The following is a 14,954-nucleotide window of genomic DNA, read 5'->3' as shown; positions in this document are numbered from 1 at the left end:
CGGAGGCTCGGTGCGCCGGTCACCGGTCCGAGATCATGTCTCCTCCGATGCCGGCCTGCGTCTCCTCGAGGTCGTCGACATCACCCTGGATCGCCCAGTTCGGGCCCACCAGCACCGCCTCGCCCTCGATCTCGGGCGACGGCGGCAGCATGGAGACGAAGTCGTCCTCCGCCACGCCGTCGGCGAAGACCGCGAGCAGCGCCGTGTCGTCGCACGTGCCGGTCTCGACGTCCGGCGAGCCGGAGTCCGTCTCCGTGAACGACAGGCACGTGAGCCCGGCGGTGGTCGCCGAGCTCTGGAGGTCCGCGACGGAGTCGTAGGTGGTGTCCTTCTCGCCCGGTCCCGAGCCGCTGCACCCGCTGACGAGAGCGGCCATCAGACCGGCCGCCGCGACCGGCAGGGCGACGCCGTGTGCTGTGCGCATGGAGTGATGGTCCCCCTGCGGGGGACGCGGCGCCAGAGGAACGGTGGTCGCTCGGACCCCTCAGTGCGCGAAGCGCTCCGCGCGCTCGACGACCCGACCCGCCCCGCGACCGCCGTTCGCCGCGCCGTCCCACGTGTAGACCTCGGTGCCGGTGACGAGCACGTGCTCGGCGCGCGCGGTGACGTCGAGCGGGTCGCCCGACCACACGACGACGTCGCCGTCGAGCCCCGGCGTGAGCGCGCCGACGCGGTCGTCGAGGCCGAGGAACCGCGCCGGGTTCACGGTGAGCGCCTGGAGGGCGACGTCGCGGTCGAGCCCCTCCTTCACCGCGAGGGACGCCTGGTGCACGAGGAAGTTGATCGGCACGACGGGGTGGTCCGTCGTGATCGCGACACGGACGCCCGCTCGGGCGAGCACGCCGAGGTTCGCGATCGCGCGGTCGCGCAGCTCGACCTTGGACCGCGACGTGAACATCGGGCCGAAGATCACCGGGACGTCGCGCTCGGCGAGCACGTCGGCGATCGCGGCGCCGTCGGTGCCGTGGTTGAGGACGAGCCGGTAGCCGAACTCGTCGGCGAGCCGCAGGGCGGTGGCGATGTCGTCGGCACGGTGCGTGTGCTGGTCCCAGTACAGCTCGCCCGCGAGCACGCGCGCGAGGGTCTCCTTGCCGAGGTCGCGGTCGAACGGCTCGCCCTTCGCCTCGGCGGCGTCACGCTTCGCGACGTAGTTCTGCGCGTCGACGAACGCGGACCGGATGACCTTCGCGACGCCGAGGCGCGTCGAGGGCGTCTTCTTCTGGTCGCCGTAGACCCGCTTGGGGTTCTCGCCGAGCGCCGACTTCACGGACACGGCCTCGCGGATCACCTGCTCGTCGACCGTGCGCCCGCCCCAGGTCTTGATCGCGACCGTCTGCCCGCCGATCGGGTTCCCCGAGCCGGGCTTCACGACGGCGGACGTCACGCCGCCGACGAGCGCGTCGCGGAAGCCCTCGTCCTCGACGTTGATCCCGTCGATCGCCCGCAGCGCGGAGCCGTTCGGGTCGGTCATCTCGTTGGTGTCGTTGCCGGCCCAGCCCTCGGCCTCCTCCATCACGCCCATGTGCGCGTGGGCCTCGACGAAGCCGGGCAGCACCCACCGGCCGCGGGCGTCGAGGACGCGGGCGCCTTCGGGCACCGCGACGTCCGTGCCGACGGCCGTGATCACGCCGTCCTCGACGAGGACCGTCCCGCCCTCGATCGGCGGGGAGGCGACGGGCACGACGTAGCCGTTGGTCACGGCGACGGTCGCGCGCGCGGTGCGGGGGGTGGTCCGGGTGCTGGATGAGGTCGTCATGGGTCCATCATGGCCCCGTCGCCCCGGGCAAGCGTCACCTCGTCCTGGCTGCGCCGGTGCGCCGGGACGGCTCACGGCGGGACTAGGCTCGGCGTGCGGGAAGGCCGCCCGGGGCGACCGGACCGGCTCGTGACCGGATCGCGCGCGAAGGAGCTCGCATGCACGTCGTCGTCGGGATCTTCCGGCTCTTCCTCGTCGTCCTCGCGCTCGTCGGTACGCGCACGATCTGGCGGGACGGCGACGTCGAGGGTCTGATCTACTTCACCAACCAGACCTGCTTCCTCGTCGTGGTCGCCTTCACGTGGGCCGGGATCGCGTCCCTCCTGCGGCGCCGGCAGCCCCCGGCATGGTTCACCGGGGCGGTGACGCTCTTCGCCGCGATCACGGGGCTCGTGTCGTGGTTCGTCCTCGCGCCCGAGGACCCCGACGCGCCGGCGGTCTTCCTCGGGCTGACGGACGGGCAGATCGAGCACGAGGTCCTCCCGCTGGCCGTCGTCGCCGACTTCCTGCTGCTCACCCCGCACCGGCGCCTGCGCGGGCTCACGGCGGCCCAGTGGCTCCTGTACCCGCTCGCCTACTTCGCCTTCACGACGATCCGCGGCTTCGTCAGCCCGGGGAGCGAGTACCCCTACGGGTTCGTCGACCTCGACGCGCTCGGCTGGGCGGGCCTGCTCGTCAACGTCGTCCTCTACGGCGCCGGGTTCCTCGTGCTCGGGCTCGTGCTCGTCGGTCTCGACCGGATGCTGCCCGCGCGGGCTCTGATCGGCTCGTACCCGGGTGCCGTCGTGCTCCCCGACGTCGGCGCCGCCGACGGCACGGGTCCCGCCGACGGCACGGGCGCCGCCGACGGCGCCGCGCGAGGCGGCCCGGACGCCTCCGACGCCCGCACGACGGGCCGCGGGGACGGTGCCCCCGCCTGACGCGAGCGGCTAGGGTGGCCCCGTGCTCTCCCCGGTCGCCGGTCCGCTGCGCGTGACGCGCGCAGCGCTCGTGGCGACCCTCGTCCTGGCGCTGAGCGCCGCGGCGCACGCCGTCGCCGGAGGTCACCTCCCGGACCCGCTGGTCCTCGCCGCTCTCGCCGCGTTCACGCTCGCGGGCGCGATGGTCGCAGCCCGGGTCCGCTTCACCGTGCCGCGGCTCCTCGCGGTCCTCGGCACCGCCCAGCTCGGGCTCCACGTCGCGCTCGACACGCTCGGTCACGGCGCCGCGACGTGCGTGCCTGCGGGTCCGTCGGCGGGGGCGGGTCACACCGGGCACGGTGCGGTCCTCGTGTGCTCCCCGGGCGCAGGCCTGCCCGACGCCGGAGCGGGGCTCGCGTCGTCGGCCCACCTCGCGTCGTCGGCGGCCTCCGTGGTCCCCGGCGTGTGGATGGTCGTCGCCCACGCCGTCGCGACCCTCGTCCTGGCGGTCGTGCTCGCGCGCGGCGAGCGCGCCCTCGAGCGGTTCGTCGCCTGGCTGACGCCGCTCGCGTCCCTGCTCGCCCCTGTCGTCGTGGCGGCGTCGCGCCGCGAGGCCGGCGTCCCCGCCGCGTTCACGCGCCGCCCGACGACGCGCCACCCGGGGACCGCGCCGACGCGTGGCCCCCCGGCCGCCGTCCGGCTCGTCGGGACCTCCGCCTAGAACCCACCGCTCGCGCGTCCGCGCGACGCCCGACGAGGCCGTGCCGGCGCACGCCGGACCACCGGGTACAGCCAGCGGCACCGCCGCGCCTCGGACGGAAAGACCTCCTCATGCTCCCTGCACGAACCCTCACCGCACACCGACCAATCTCGGCGCTCCTCACGGCGCTCCTCGCGCTGCTCGCGGCGCTGGCCCTCACCGCCGTGCTCGCGACGTCCTCCGCGCTGCCCGCGCAGGCGCACGACCGTCTCGTCGGCTCGGACCCCGCGGACGGCGCCCAGCTCGACGCCCCGCCCGCCGCGATCACGCTGAGCTTCAACACCGAGCCCCTCGCGGTCGAGCCGCAGGTCGTCGTGACCGACGCCGCCGGGACGGTCGTCGCGGAGGGCGCCCCGACGATCGACGGCGCGAACGCGTCGCTCCCGCTCGACGCGGCCGCGCTGACCGGCGGCACGTACTCGGTCGCGTGGCGCGTCGTCTCGTCCGACGGGCACCCCATCGAGGGCACGCTCTCGTTCGGGGTGGCGGAGCAGCCGGCGGCCGAGCCCGCGCCGTCGGGGAGCTCTCCCGCCGAGGAGGCGACGCCCGAGGAGAGCGCGTCGTCGCCCGCCACGGACGGCGACGCGGGTGCCGCCGAGGACGCAGCCACCGCCGACGACGGTGACACGGGCGGCACCGACGACGCCGCCGCGACCGACGACGACGGTGGCAGCGCGCTGCCGTTCGTGATCGGTGCCGTCGCGGTCCTGGCCGCCGCGGGCGTCGCGACGGTCCTCGTGCTGCGCCGCCGTGGCGGCGGTGACGACGGAGCCGGGGACCCGCGGGCCTGACCGCTGCGGGACCCGGCCGATGCGACGGCACGAACCGGTGCGACTTTTGATTGACGCACGCCAGAAGCGCCGGTACTTTCGGCGAAAGCAGGACGACAGGCGCGACGAGGCGACCCCACGGTCCAGCGGAGGGAACCGGTCGATGACGACCCCGACGAGCACGGAGCGCGACCGGTCGACCGTGTCGCGCGTCGTCGGGGTGCGGTCGTGACGTCTCCGGGGTCCGGGCCGTTGCGCGCCGCGCGCGGGCTCGTGCTCGCTGCCGTGGTCGTGGGTCTCTCGCTCCTGTCGCACGACCTCGCGGGCGGATCGCGTCCGGGCACCGTCCCCCTGGTCGTCCTCGCGGCGCTCAGCGCGGTCGCGGTGCGTCCGCTGACGCGCCGAGAGGTCGGGCTGCCGCGTCTCCTCGCGCTGCTGGGCGTCGGGCAGGTCGTGATGCACGTCGTGCTCGAGCGCTCCGCGGAGCTCTCCGCGACGGCGACCGCGTCCACCCACGCCCACGACGGCCCCGTCGCGACGGCGACGATGTTCGCGGCACACGCCGTCGCGACCGTCGTCCTCGCGCTCGTGCTCCGGCACGGGGACGCGCTGCTCTGGCGGCTGTGGTCCTGGCTCTCCGGCCGACAGGTCCCTGGTCGCCCGCGGCCGGTCGTCGTCGGCAGGGTGGTCCCGCTCGCCCGCGGCTGCCTCCCCACGCCCCGCCGTGCTCCCGTCCCGGGGGCGGTCGGCGGACGTGCGCCACCCGCCGTCGCCTGACCCCGGACGCCCACCGCGGCGTCCCGTTCCCGCGCGCCCCGGCGGGCCACGACGTCGTGCCCGCGCGCGCACCCCCATCTCTCCCGAAAGGCACTCCCATGCGCAAGTCCCTGCGCGCCCTCGGCGCCGCCACCCTCACCACCGGTCTCGTCGTCGCGGGCGCGAGCGTCGCGTCCGCACACGTGACCGTCACACCGAGCACCTCGACCGCCGGCTCCTACACCGTCCTCACGTTCGCGTTCGGGCACGGCTGCGGGGAGTCGGCGACCACCGAGATCGCGATCCAGATGCCCGAGCAGATCCTCGCGGTCTCGCCCACCGTCCACCCCGGGTGGGACGTCGAGAAGGTCATGGAGGACCTCGAGACGCCCGTGGACGACGGCCACGGCGGCGAGTACACGGAGCGGGTCAGCGAGGTCGTGTACACCGCCGAGACCCCGGTCCCGAACGGGTACCGCGACGCGTTCGAGCTGTCCCTCAAGCTCCCCGACGCCGCGGGGGAGACGCTCGACTTCCCCACGGTCCAGACGTGCGAGGAGGGCGAGACCGCGTGGGTGGAGATCCCCGCGGACGGCCAGACCGGCGACGACCTCGAGTCGCCGGCGCCGTCGTTCGACCTGACCGCGGCGGAGGCCGCCGAGGCGGACGGTACCGAGGCCCAGGCCGAGGAGGTCGCAGCGGAGGACACGCAGGACGACACGTCGGCGGACGCGGCCTCCGACGACGCGGCCACGCCCGTCGTCTCCTGGGTCGCGCTCGCGCTGGGTGCCGCGGGCCTCGTCCTCGGGGCGCTCGCGTTCGCGCGCTCGCGCCGCGCCCAGGACTGACATGTCCATGACCAGCACGACCCACCTCTCGGTGCTGCACCGGGTGGTGGTGCTGGTCGTCGGTGCCGCGGCCGCGGTCCTGCTCGTGATCCTCGCGAGCGGCCCGGCCGCGGCGCACGCCGTCCTGGTAGGTACGGACCCGCAGGACGGCGCGGTGCTCGACGCCCCGCCCGACGCCCTCACCATCACCTTCAACGAGCCCGTGCGGGCCGTCGACGGCGGGACGACCGTGCTCGCCGCCGACGGGTCGGACGTCGCGGTCGACGTCTCCGCGGTCGACGACGCGCTCGTGATCACCCCCGACGGGACGCTCGGCGACGGGACGTACGTCGTGAGCTGGCGCGTCATCTCGCTCGACACGCACCCGGTCGCCGGGGCGTTCAGCTTCTCCGTGGGGGCGCCGAGCGCGACGACGGTCGAGGCGCAGGTCGCCGAGCCGAGCGCTGCGCTCGTCGCGGTACGCGCGGCCGACCAGGCCGCGGTCTACCTCGGCACGTTCCTCGTCGCCGGTCTCCTCGTCTTCGAGCTGCTCGTCCTGCACGCCACGCCCGGGGCCATGCCGCGGCTGCGGTCGCGGCTCCAGCGCGCGCGGCTCGTCGGTCTCGCGGCCGGCGCCGTGGGACTCGTGCTGAGCGTGCCCCTCACGACGGCGTGGCAGGCCGGGGGCGGCCTCGACGCCGTGCTCGACGCCGCGACGTGGCGCACGGGCCTGGCGTCCGACACCGCCCTCGCGGCCGCGCTCGGAGTGGCCGGCCTCGGGTGCGCGGCCCTGCTCGCGCCGCGGGCGGCGCGAGAGAGTCGCGCCGTCTGGCCGGCGGGCGTCGCGCTCGGCGGGGCGACCCTCGCGCTCGGCGCCCTCGTGCTCGTCGGCCACACGCGCACCTTCGGCCCGGCGGTGCTCGTCGTCGCGGCCGACGTCCTGCACGTCGTCGCCGGGGCCGTGTGGATCGGCGGCGTCGTCGGGCTGACGCTCGTGCTCGCGCGGTCGTCCCAGGTGGACGAGCGGCGTGCCGCGGTGACCGTGACGCGCTTCTCCGCGCTCGGCGCGTGGGTCGTGCTCGCCCTCGCGCTGACGGGCGTCGTGCTGGGCTGGCGGATCGTCGGCACCGTCGAGGCGCTCGTGTCGACGGCGTACGGGCAGGCACTCCTGGTCAAGGTCGGCGTCGCGCTGTGCGTCGTCGCCGTCGCGGCGTGGAACCGCTACCGGCTCGTCCCGGCCCTCGCCGCGCGGTCGGGTCGCGGCACGACGGGCCGCGCGGCGGGCACCCCCGGGGTGGCGACCGGCGCACCGGCCTCGCGCCGGCTCGGCCGGACCGTCGCGCTCGAGGCGGGGCTGCTCGTCGTCGTGCTCGCCGTGACCGGCGTGCTGGTCTCGCGCAGCCCGTTCGACGGGGTCGCGGCCGCTCCGGCGGCGGCCGACGCCGCGCCGGACGCCGTCGAGGAGACCCGGCCGCTCGGCGACGGGACGCTCGAGGCCCGGGTCACGCCGGGCGCCGTCGGGGTCAACGCGCTCGAGCTCGTCCTGCTCGACGCCGACGGGGCGCCGCTCGAGCCCGTCGCGGACCCCGAGGTCACGACGACGCTCGCCGAGCCCGCGCTCGGGCCGTTCGCCCACGCGCTCGTGCGCACCGGGCCGGGGACGTACGAGGCGCCGCTCGACCTGCCTCTCGCGGGGTCGTGGACGGTCACGGTGCAGGTCCGGACCTCGAAGTACGAGAGCCCGATCGTCGAGATCCCCCTGGAGGTGACGTCATGACCCGTCGACCGCTGCGCCGGGCGACCGCCGCGCTCGTCCTCGCCGCGGCGGGCGTCGTCGCCGCGTCGAGCCCCGCGGCCGCGCACGTGCTCCTGGAGACCGTCGAGCCGCTCGGTGACGGGACGGCGCGGATCACGTTCACGTTCGACCACGGGTGCGACGGCGAGCCCACCGACGCGCTGCGGGTCGTCATGCCCGAGGGCGTCGAGCTGCTCGCCGCGGATCAGCCCGACGGCTGGACCTCCGAGGTCGGCGACGACGGCGTGGCGTGGTCCGGGGAGGCGGCCCCGGTCGCCGACGGCGAGCGTGCGGCGTTCACCGTCGACGTCCGCGTCACCGGCGACATCGGCGAGTCGTTCGCCTTCCCCGCCGTCCAGGAGTGCCCGTCGGGGGCCTTCCACGACTGGAGCGACACCGACCCGTCGGGTGCCTACCCGGCGCCCACCTTCGTCGCGACCGCCGCCACGCTCAGCACGCCGGCGGCGTCACCGCTGCCGGCGAGCGAGGCACCGACACCGCTCGCACCGCTGGTCGCGGGGGTCGTCGGTGCGTCCGTGCTCGCGGGTGCGGGCGGGGCGTGGGTGGTCCGTGCGCGTCGACGCCAGGGGGTCTGACGCGCTGGTTCTGCACGAAGTGTGACGCAGGTCACGTCGGCACGGTGTCCCGAACGTGCCGGCCACCCCTCGTTCGCAGGTGGGGGACGTCGTCGCGACGGGTCACGCGACGACACCCGGACCGGTGGCGGTCCGCGACGAGAGCTCCGCTGGGGGGAGCTCACGTGGCGGACCGCCACCGGTTCGTCATTCCCGGTCCGTCCGCCCGGAGGGCGGCTGGGGTCAGACCTCGCTGCGCGCGCCCAGCCACGGCGCGAGGACGTCCTCGCGCCCGAGCCAGCGCAGCCCGCCGTCGGCGAGCTCGTCGGGCGTCGCGAGGACCTCGCCGAACGCGTCGAGCAGCCGGTCGCGCTCGTCACCGACGGCCTCCGGGTCCGTGGCGCCCACGACGACGATCCGCGTGTGCGGGCGGACCGGCGTCCCCTCCGCGGTGCTCGCGTCGTCCCAGGTGCCGAGCCCGCCGATGCAGAGCTGTCCGCCGGCCCCGTCCCACGCGCACAGCGAGTCGGGCCGGTTGGCGACGTGGAAGACGCCGCGCGAGCGCAACGGGCCGGTCCCGAGGTCCTCGATCCGGCGCAGGAGCCGCTCCGGGTCGAACGGCCGGGCCGAGCGCAGCTCCAGGGTCCAGCTCCGGTCGCCCGGTCGCCGGTCGCCGTCCGCGGGCCGGCGCGCGCCTCGCGCGCCGAGCGGGTGCGCGCGCCGCTCGGCGGCGGCGGCGTCGTGCACGCCACCGGCGAGGTCCGCGGCGTCGAGGGCGTGCAGCCCGTCGATCCGGCGTGTCCCGGTCCCGCGCAGGCGGTCGACGAGACCGGAGCCGGTGGGTGCCGCCTCGGGCGAACCCGTCGTCACGACCAGGTCGGCGTGCTCGAGCTGGGCCGCGAGCACCTCGCCGATCGCTCGCTCGTCGTCCGGGGTCAGGGCGATCCCGCGCTCGTCGACGAGGTCGTCGCCGAGCAGGTCGTGCTCCACCTGCTCGACGTCCACGACGGCCAGCACGGTCGCGAGCCGCAGGCGCTCGAGCTCGCCGCCCGGGGCGCTCGCGCCGGCGAGCGCCCTCGCGACGGGGAGAGACTCTGCGCCGACGGGCAGCGCGAGGGCGACGTGGTCCCAGCGGCCGTCGGCGGCGAGGCGGCGCAGCGTGGGGACGGCGTCCTCCCGCACCGCGCACGACAGGCACGCGTGCTCGAGCGGGACGCGGACGTCCTCCACCACGCCGGTGGCGTCGACGACGACGCGCCGCAGCTCGCCGTCGGTCGCGAGGATGTCGTGGCGCAGCACCACGGTGCCCTCCCCTCCGACGGCGAGCCCGAAGACGGCCGAGTCGCGCAGGACGGCGTCGACGGTCGCGAGGACGCTCAGCGGGAGGCGGGTGTCGAGCGGGTCCGGGTGGTCGATGGTCATGCAGAGGCTCCAGTTCTGGCCGGGAACATCCGGGTGGACGGGTGTGTTGGACTCTACACCTTGACGAGAACGATTCTCAGTACCTATCGTCGCGGCATCGTCCAGGAAGGAACACCATGTCCGCCGTCTGCCAGGTGCTCGGCACCTCGCCGGGTTTCGGCCACTCGATCTCGCACTCCCACGTGCGGACCAAGCGTCGCTTCGACCCCAACATCCAGAAGAAGCGCTACTGGGTGCCCTCGCTCGGGCGCCACGTCACGCTGCGCGTGAGCACGCGCGGCATCAAGACCATCGACCGCAAGGGGATCGACGTCGTCGTGGCGGAGATCCGCGCGAGAGGGGAGAAGCTCTGATGGCCACCCGCCAGGACCTGCGTCCCGTGATCAAGCTGCGTTCCACCGCCGGCACCGGGTTCACCTACGTGACCCGCAAGAACCGCCGCAACGACCCGGACCGGCTCGTGCTGCGCAAGTTCGACCCCGTCGTGCGACGCCACGTCGACTTCCGCGAGGAGCGCTGATGGCCAAGACGTCGAAGATCGCGCGGAACGATCAGCGGGCGGCCGTCGTCGCCCGGTACGCGGAGCGGCGCGCGGAGCTGAAGCGCGTCGTCGCGTCGCCCACGGCCACGGCCGACGAGAAGGCCGCGGCCGTCGCGGAGCTGCAGCGCCAGCCGCGCGACGCGAGCGCGACGCGCCTGCGCAACCGCGACGTCGGGGACGGCCGCCCGCGCGGCTACCTGCGCAAGTTCGGGATCTCGCGCGTGCGGATGCGCCAGATGGCGCACCGCGGCGAGCTGCCCGGAGTCACGAAGTCGAGCTGGTGACGGCCGCCGCCGTCACGACAGCAGTACGGAGGCAAGCATGAAGAAGGACATCCACCCCCAGTACGGACCCGTCGTCTACCGCGACAAGTCGGCCGACTTCGCGTTCCTCACGCAGTCGACGCTCGCGGGCGACCACCCGGGTGGACCGGGCGTGCCGCGCGAGACGATCGTCTGGGAGGACGGCAACACCTACCCGGTCGTCGACGTCGAGATCTCGAGCGCGAGCCACCCGTTCTACACCGGCACGCAGCGTGTCGTGGACACCGCGGGCCGCGTCGAGCGCTTCCGCCAGCGCTATGGGACGCGCACGCAGGGCGGGAGTGCCCGATGAAGGTTCGCGCCTCGCTGCGCTCGCTGAAGAACAAGCCGGGCGCGATCGTCGTGCGCCGGCGCGGCAAGACGTTCGTCATCAACACGAAGAACCCGCGCTGGAAGGCCCGTCAGGGCTGAGGCGCACCGGGTGGTGCTGTGCGCGCCGCCACGCGGGACCCAGGACCGGAGCTGCCGACGGGCGGCTCCGGTCCTGTCTTCCCATGCGTCGGTCCATCCATGTGTACGGAAGTTCGCGCATGTGCCCTCGCGAGTGCACCGCGCGATCCTCACATGCCGGAGTCGGTGGATCAGGTGGCGCCGGCTGGGGTCGGAGGCGGCCGGGACAGGCCGCCGGGTGTCATGGCGCCTCGAACGTCTACGCGCCGTGCTCCAAGCCAGGAGAGCGACCGACGAGCACTCGTGGGACCGGGCGAGTGCGGCTCACGTGGCGGGCGTCGCCGGAGGCGTAGCGTGCAGTGAGGCCAGCAGCTGCAGCTTTTCGGAGCTGGGCGTGCCGGGCGCGGCCTGGTAGACGATCAGCTGGCGGCCCGGTGAGCCCTTGACGTCGAACGCGTGGTAGTCGAGGACGAGGTCGCCGACGTCGCGGTGGCGGAACGTCTTGGAGTCGTGCGTCTTGCCGCGCACGTCGTGCTGGGCCCACAGGTGGCGGAACGCGGCGCTGGCTGCCGAGAGCTCGACCACCAGCCGGCGCACGGCGTCGGCGGAGTCGACGTGGCCCAAGGCCAGGCGCAGGTTGGCCACGCAGGACTCGGCGGCCCGGTCCCAGTGGGCGTAGAAGCTGGTGCCGGCCAGGTCGAGGAACGTCATGCGCGCCAGGTTGTCGATGCGGTCGAAGTCGGAGTACAGGGCCCCGGCCAGGGCGTTGTGCGCCAGGACGTCGAGCTGCCGGTCGATGATCATCGCGGGGGTGGCCGGCCAGGCGTCGAGCAGGTCGAGCAGCGACTGCGGCGGTGTCGCGCTGACCGCGGTCAGGGCCGTGGGTGCCAGGTCGGCGAGGCGGAAGAGGTGCTCCCGCTGGTCGGTGTCGAGGCACAGAGCGCTGGCGATGGCGTTGAGCACCGACGGTGACGGGTTGCGTTCGCGTCCCTGCTCCAGCCGGGCGTAGTAGTCCACGCTGACGCCGGCCAGCAGGGCCACCTCCTCGCGACGCAGCCCGGTGACGCGCCGAGGGGTGTGCCCGGGCAGCCCGACGTCGTCGGGCTGGACCTGCCCGCGGCGTGCCTTGAGGAACGGACCGAGATCTGAGGTGCTCACGCTCCGACCGTAGAGGCACCGCAGCCCACCAACCAGGACCTGGTGCCCCCTGGCAGCCGCTCGAGGCGTCGTGCGGGACACGTGCCCGGCGCGCCGCCTGCTCAGCGCCGGGTCATCACGAACCCGGCGTGGTGCAGCACGCCGTCGAGCAGCTGGCCGAACGCCCAGAAGCCGGAGTCGTCCAGGTAGGTGATGCGGTCGGTGTGGACCCAGTAGCGGCCGGTGTAGGCGTCAGCCCGCCCGCCACGGGTCTCCGAGTAGCGGCCGTCCGCCCGCAGGTGCTGCTGCAGGTCCCGGTGAGGGTCGTGCCAGGTGCCCACCCACGTCGCCCGCACCGTCGGGTCGGCGACGTCCTGCCCGGCAGGCCGGGTCGGTGTGCCGTCCCACGCCTCGAGGTGGCCCGCGACCCACACGGCCAGCAGGTCACGCGGGTCGACGACCAGCATGGTCCGCACCTGCGCCTCGCTGACCGGTCGACGCACGACGGCGAAGGTGGCCGCGTTGCCGGGCACCAGGTCGTACCTGCCACGCCGGGAAGGTGGCAGCTGCGCCACCGCGCTGTCGACCGACAGCGGGACGGCATGGGCGCCGTCGGCGCCGATCACCTCCGTCCCGGCGTCGGCCGGCCCCGGGGCCAGGCGCTCCCCGACGACGTACAGGTCGCCGCGTCCCACTCTCCCGGGGGTCGCCCTGACGTGCGCGCCCGTGACGACGAACGCGTCGGCGCTCGGCGGGGTCACCGGCCGGCCACCGGGGTGGCAAGGCGCTCGGTGATCGCGGCGAGCGAGTCGTGCACCTGGGTGCGCAGCGCGTCGACGTCCACGCCGACGAGCTCGCCGTCCCACTTGCGCACCTGGCCCGCCACCCACACCGAGGTGATGTTCGAGCGGTCGGCGCCCAGCACGAGGGTCCCGATCGCGTCGTGCAGCGGCATGGTGTTGATCGCCTCGGCGTCCACGACGATCAGGTCGGCCTGCTTGCCGGGGGTGATGGAGCCGGTGCGGTCGTCGAGCCGCAGCGTGCGTGCTCCGGACAGGGTGGCGAAGTCGAGGACGTCACGGGTGGTGATGCGGGTGGGCTCCCGCCCGGTCCCGTAGGCGGCGTTGACCGCACGCATGCGCTGGAGGGTCAGCAGCGCCCGCATCTGGGTGAACATGTCGGAGGCCAGCGCGACCTCCACGTCCACCGACAGCCCGGGCCGGATGCCGTGGGCGAGAGCCTCGTCGACCGGCGGGACGGCGTCCTCCAGCCCGATCTGGGCGTCGGAGGTGGGTGCCAGCGCGACCGTCACGCCGTGGTCGCGCATCGCTGCCCAGGCGTCCGCGGTGAGCGCCGTGGAGTGGATGGACTCCAGGTGTGGGCCGAGCAGTCCCTGGCTCTGCCAGGCGAGGACGGCCCGGGAGGCGCCCTGGCCGAACATCACGTCCAGGCTCACACCGATGTCCAGGTCGGTGGCGACCTCGGCCAGCTCGGGACCGTAGGCGAGGTGCCCGGCGATGTCTCCGGTGGCCAACGCTGCCATGCGCAGCGTCACGAGCTGGTCGTCGGTGGGGACGTACGTCGAGCGCAACCGGGCGAGATCCGCGGGCCACTGGCCGTCCCAGTCGCCGAAGTGCGGGCCCATGGAGGCGTGCACGCCGCGGATGCCGGAGTCGATCAGCGCGGTGATCGCGGCGTCCGAGTGCGCGGTGGTGCGTGAGTTGTGCGAGAAGTCGAGCATCGTGGTGATGCCGCCGTCCAGCGCGGTCAGCGCGGCCAGGCGGGTCCCGACGTACACGTCCTCGGGCGCGTAGGCGGGCGCCACATGCATGAGCGTGGACTGCAGGTACCCGGCCAGGTCGTCGACGTCGGGGATGGTGCGGCGCATCTGCGCCTGCCAGGCGTGCCGGTGGGTGTCCACCATGCCGGGGGCCACGATGCTGCCGGTCGCGTCGACGACGATCGCGCCGGTGTCCGGCAGGTGCCGGCCGACGTCGACGATGCGTTCCCCGCGGACCAGCACGTCGCCGGCATCGATGGTCCCCAGCGTGGGGTCCATCGTCACGACGGTGCCGCCGCGCAGCAGGACGATCCGGTCGGGGTCGGTGGCGGAGCGGGTCAGTGCGTCGAGGGTGGGGCCGGTGCTCATCGGGCGTCCTTCCGGTGCATGGTGTAACCGGCGTGGTGCAGGGCGTCGCCGGCGAACCGGCCGAAGGCCCAGAAGCCGAGGTCGTCGAGGTAGTCGATGCGGTCGCCGTCGATCCAGTAGCTGCCCTGGAAGGCGTGCGGCCGCCCGCCGCGGGTCTCGTCGTAGCGGCCGTCGGCTGTCAGCTCTTGGTGGAGGAAGTCGTCGGTGTCGACCCATACGCCCACACGGCTCGGGTCCACCGCAGGCCGACCAGGCAGTGAGGAGGTGGCCGGGACACCGCCGAAGGACTCGCCGGCCCAGTGGGTGGGCCGCCCCTCGAGCAGTACGGCAAGGAGGTGCTCGGGCTGGGTGAACGCGGTGTGCAGCGCCGCGGGCAGGTCGGCAGCGTGCTGGGCGGGCACGACGACGAGGCTGGCCTCGGATCCGGGAGCGAGCGTCCCGGCCCCGGTGCCGCGCGCTCCGGCGCCGAGGGTGGCGGTCGCGTCGAGGCGAGCCGGCAGGACGGCGGTGCCGGTGGCGTCGATGACCACGGCGCCGTCGTCCTCCGCTGCGGTGACGATCCCGGGTCCGACACCGACGATCAGCGTCGCGCCGATGAGGACGTCGGCTCCGTGCATGGTGCCGATCAGCGGGTCGAGGGTGTGAACGGTCGCGTTGGTCAGCAGCAGCGGCCGGTCGGCACCGGCGCGCACGGCGTCCAGACCAGCGGCAGTGAAGGAGGGAAAGGCGTTGGGCATGGCTCCACCCTCGTGCGTCCCGACGCGGACTAGAAGGCCGGGACACACCCAGGGAGCGCCGCACCCCGGCTACGTGAGCCCAGCGGCCGCGCTGAGGGAGGCGCCGGCCAGTCGCCC

General features: G+C 74.6%; 19 protein-coding genes. 12 read left to right on the top strand and 7 right to left on the bottom strand.

The genetic code is table 11. From position 1 onward, the window contains the following. Window positions 1-19 precede the first annotated feature (19 nt). Together ACZCLJ_RS12210 and ACZCLJ_RS12205 are read right to left on the bottom strand one after the other, a co-directional pair. Window positions 20-424 (bottom strand): hypothetical protein, encoded by a 405-nt coding sequence (locus ACZCLJ_RS12210; RefSeq protein WP_251152009.1) that lies wholly within the window; start codon window positions 422-424, stop codon window positions 20-22. Window positions 425-484: 60 nt separating this feature from the next. Beyond that, window positions 485-1,756, bottom strand: a complete 1,272-nt coding sequence (locus tag ACZCLJ_RS12205; RefSeq protein ID WP_463103882.1) for an amidohydrolase — start codon at window positions 1,754-1,756, stop codon at window positions 485-487. Window positions 1,757-1,914: 158 nt separating this feature from the next. Between ACZCLJ_RS12205 and ACZCLJ_RS12200 the strand changes: the two genes are divergently transcribed. The 7 genes from ACZCLJ_RS12200 to ACZCLJ_RS12170 all read left to right on the top strand — a co-directional run bounded on the left by ACZCLJ_RS12200 (window position 1,915) and on the right by ACZCLJ_RS12170 (window position 8,159). Continuing rightward, window positions 1,915-2,676, top strand: a complete 762-nt coding sequence (locus ACZCLJ_RS12200; protein WP_463103881.1) for a Pr6Pr family membrane protein — start codon at window positions 1,915-1,917, stop codon at window positions 2,674-2,676. 22 nt (window positions 2,677-2,698) lie between these two features. Continuing rightward, complete coding sequence (locus ACZCLJ_RS12195) at window positions 2,699-3,376, top strand: hypothetical protein (protein WP_463103880.1); 678 nt, start codon at window positions 2,699-2,701, stop codon at window positions 3,374-3,376. A gap of 110 nt (window positions 3,377-3,486) precedes the next feature. Next, window positions 3,487-4,206: a copper resistance CopC family protein gene (locus ACZCLJ_RS12190; RefSeq protein WP_463103879.1), complete on the top strand. Its 720-nt coding sequence runs from the start codon at window positions 3,487-3,489 to the stop codon at window positions 4,204-4,206. A 207-nt stretch (window positions 4,207-4,413) separates the two neighbouring features. After that, complete coding sequence (locus ACZCLJ_RS12185; protein WP_463103878.1) at window positions 4,414-4,962, top strand: hypothetical protein; 549 nt, start codon at window positions 4,414-4,416, stop codon at window positions 4,960-4,962. Window positions 4,963-5,060: 98 nt separating this feature from the next. Beyond that, window positions 5,061-5,789, top strand: coding sequence for a DUF1775 domain-containing protein (locus tag ACZCLJ_RS12180; protein ID WP_463103877.1), 729 nt, complete (start codon window positions 5,061-5,063; stop codon window positions 5,787-5,789). Window positions 5,790-5,796: 7 nt separating this feature from the next. Beyond that, window positions 5,797-7,545 carry a copper resistance CopC/CopD family protein gene (locus ACZCLJ_RS12175; RefSeq protein WP_463103876.1) on the top strand — a complete coding sequence of 583 codons (1,749 nt, stop codon included), beginning with the start codon at window positions 5,797-5,799 and terminating at the stop codon, window positions 7,543-7,545. Then, window positions 7,542-8,159 carry a DUF1775 domain-containing protein gene (locus ACZCLJ_RS12170; protein ID WP_463103875.1) on the top strand — a complete coding sequence of 206 codons (618 nt, stop codon included), beginning with the start codon at window positions 7,542-7,544 and terminating at the stop codon, window positions 8,157-8,159. The genes ACZCLJ_RS12175 and ACZCLJ_RS12170 overlap by 4 nt, the downstream gene beginning before the upstream one ends. A 222-nt stretch (window positions 8,160-8,381) precedes the next feature. Here the strand turns inward: ACZCLJ_RS12170 and ACZCLJ_RS12165 are convergent, their stop codons facing one another. Continuing rightward, window positions 8,382-9,560, bottom strand: a complete 1,179-nt coding sequence (locus ACZCLJ_RS12165; protein ID WP_463103874.1) for a CobW family GTP-binding protein — start codon at window positions 9,558-9,560, stop codon at window positions 8,382-8,384. 116 nt (window positions 9,561-9,676) lie between these two features. On the opposite strand from ACZCLJ_RS12165, the gene rpmB reads away from it, so the two are divergent. From rpmB to ykgO, 5 genes are read left to right on the top strand one after another with little or no spacing between them, the layout of a single operon-like run. Continuing rightward, a complete protein-coding gene (rpmB, locus tag ACZCLJ_RS12160; RefSeq protein ID WP_463103873.1) occupies window positions 9,677-9,913 on the top strand; it encodes a 50S ribosomal protein L28 in 237 nt (78 codons plus the stop codon). After that, window positions 9,913-10,080 (top strand): 50S ribosomal protein L33, encoded by a 168-nt coding sequence (gene rpmG, locus ACZCLJ_RS12155; RefSeq protein WP_463103872.1) that lies wholly within the window; start codon window positions 9,913-9,915, stop codon window positions 10,078-10,080. The genes rpmB and rpmG overlap by 1 nt, the downstream gene beginning before the upstream one ends. Continuing rightward, window positions 10,080-10,385 (top strand): 30S ribosomal protein S14, encoded by a 306-nt coding sequence (rpsN, locus tag ACZCLJ_RS12150; protein ID WP_251152021.1) that lies wholly within the window; start codon window positions 10,080-10,082, stop codon window positions 10,383-10,385. Before rpmG ends, rpsN begins: the two co-directional genes overlap by 1 nt. Before the next feature lie 37 nt (window positions 10,386-10,422). Then, window positions 10,423-10,716, top strand: coding sequence for a type B 50S ribosomal protein L31 (locus tag ACZCLJ_RS12145; RefSeq protein ID WP_463103871.1), 294 nt, complete (start codon window positions 10,423-10,425; stop codon window positions 10,714-10,716). Then, window positions 10,713-10,835 carry a type B 50S ribosomal protein L36 gene (gene ykgO / locus ACZCLJ_RS12140; protein ID WP_251152023.1) on the top strand — a complete coding sequence of 41 codons (123 nt, stop codon included), beginning with the start codon at window positions 10,713-10,715 and terminating at the stop codon, window positions 10,833-10,835. Before ACZCLJ_RS12145 ends, ykgO begins: the two co-directional genes overlap by 4 nt. Window positions 10,836-11,138: 303 nt before the next feature. Here ykgO and ACZCLJ_RS12135 read toward each other — a convergent pair whose 3' ends face one another. The 4 genes from ACZCLJ_RS12135 to ACZCLJ_RS12120 form a co-directional block, all read right to left on the bottom strand. Beyond that, the gene (locus ACZCLJ_RS12135) at window positions 11,139-11,972 is read right to left on the bottom strand and encodes a helix-turn-helix domain-containing protein (RefSeq protein ID WP_463103870.1); all 834 of its coding nucleotides are present in this window, start codon (window positions 11,970-11,972) and stop codon (window positions 11,139-11,141) included. Window positions 11,973-12,073: 101 nt separating this feature from the next. After that, window positions 12,074-12,712, bottom strand: coding sequence for an Atu4866 domain-containing protein (locus tag ACZCLJ_RS12130; RefSeq protein WP_251152025.1), 639 nt, complete (start codon window positions 12,710-12,712; stop codon window positions 12,074-12,076). Continuing rightward, a complete protein-coding gene (locus ACZCLJ_RS12125; RefSeq protein WP_463103869.1) occupies window positions 12,709-14,100 on the bottom strand; it encodes an amidohydrolase family protein in 1,392 nt (463 codons plus the stop codon). The genes ACZCLJ_RS12130 and ACZCLJ_RS12125 overlap by 4 nt, the downstream gene beginning before the upstream one ends. Continuing rightward, window positions 14,097-14,837, bottom strand: a complete 741-nt coding sequence (locus tag ACZCLJ_RS12120; protein ID WP_463103868.1) for an Atu4866 domain-containing protein — start codon at window positions 14,835-14,837, stop codon at window positions 14,097-14,099. The genes ACZCLJ_RS12125 and ACZCLJ_RS12120 overlap by 4 nt, the downstream gene beginning before the upstream one ends. Window positions 14,838-14,954: the final 117 nt, after the last annotated feature.

The sequence above is a fragment of the Cellulosimicrobium sp. So1_17 genome (assembly GCF_055181235.1).
This window is presented reverse-complemented; position numbering and strand designations above follow the sequence as displayed.

Coding starts and splice junctions, on each gene's coding strand:
- ACZCLJ_RS12210 (WP_251152009.1), bottom strand. CDS start 424: ATGCGCACAGCACACGGCGTCGCCCTGCCGGTCGCGGCGGCCGGTCTG.
- ACZCLJ_RS12205 (WP_463103882.1), bottom strand. CDS start 1,756: ATGACGACCTCATCCAGCACCCGGACCACCCCCCGCACCGCGCGCGCG.
- ACZCLJ_RS12200 (WP_463103881.1), top strand. CDS start 1,915: ATGCACGTCGTCGTCGGGATCTTCCGGCTCTTCCTCGTCGTCCTCGCG.
- ACZCLJ_RS12190 (WP_463103879.1), top strand. CDS start 3,487: ATGCTCCCTGCACGAACCCTCACCGCACACCGACCAATCTCGGCGCTC.
- ACZCLJ_RS12180 (WP_463103877.1), top strand. CDS start 5,061: ATGCGCAAGTCCCTGCGCGCCCTCGGCGCCGCCACCCTCACCACCGGT.
- ACZCLJ_RS12175 (WP_463103876.1), top strand. CDS start 5,797: ATGACCAGCACGACCCACCTCTCGGTGCTGCACCGGGTGGTGGTGCTG.
- ACZCLJ_RS12170 (WP_463103875.1), top strand. CDS start 7,542: ATGACCCGTCGACCGCTGCGCCGGGCGACCGCCGCGCTCGTCCTCGCC.
- ACZCLJ_RS12165 (WP_463103874.1), bottom strand. CDS start 9,560: ATGACCATCGACCACCCGGACCCGCTCGACACCCGCCTCCCGCTGAGC.
- rpmB (WP_463103873.1), top strand. CDS start 9,677: ATGTCCGCCGTCTGCCAGGTGCTCGGCACCTCGCCGGGTTTCGGCCAC.
- rpmG (WP_463103872.1), top strand. CDS start 9,913: ATGGCCACCCGCCAGGACCTGCGTCCCGTGATCAAGCTGCGTTCCACC.
- rpsN (WP_251152021.1), top strand. CDS start 10,080: ATGGCCAAGACGTCGAAGATCGCGCGGAACGATCAGCGGGCGGCCGTC.
- ACZCLJ_RS12145 (WP_463103871.1), top strand. CDS start 10,423: ATGAAGAAGGACATCCACCCCCAGTACGGACCCGTCGTCTACCGCGAC.
- ykgO (WP_251152023.1), top strand. CDS start 10,713: ATGAAGGTTCGCGCCTCGCTGCGCTCGCTGAAGAACAAGCCGGGCGCG.
- ACZCLJ_RS12125 (WP_463103869.1), bottom strand. CDS start 14,100: ATGAGCACCGGCCCCACCCTCGACGCACTGACCCGCTCCGCCACCGAC.
- ACZCLJ_RS12120 (WP_463103868.1), bottom strand. CDS start 14,837: ATGCCCAACGCCTTTCCCTCCTTCACTGCCGCTGGTCTGGACGCCGTG.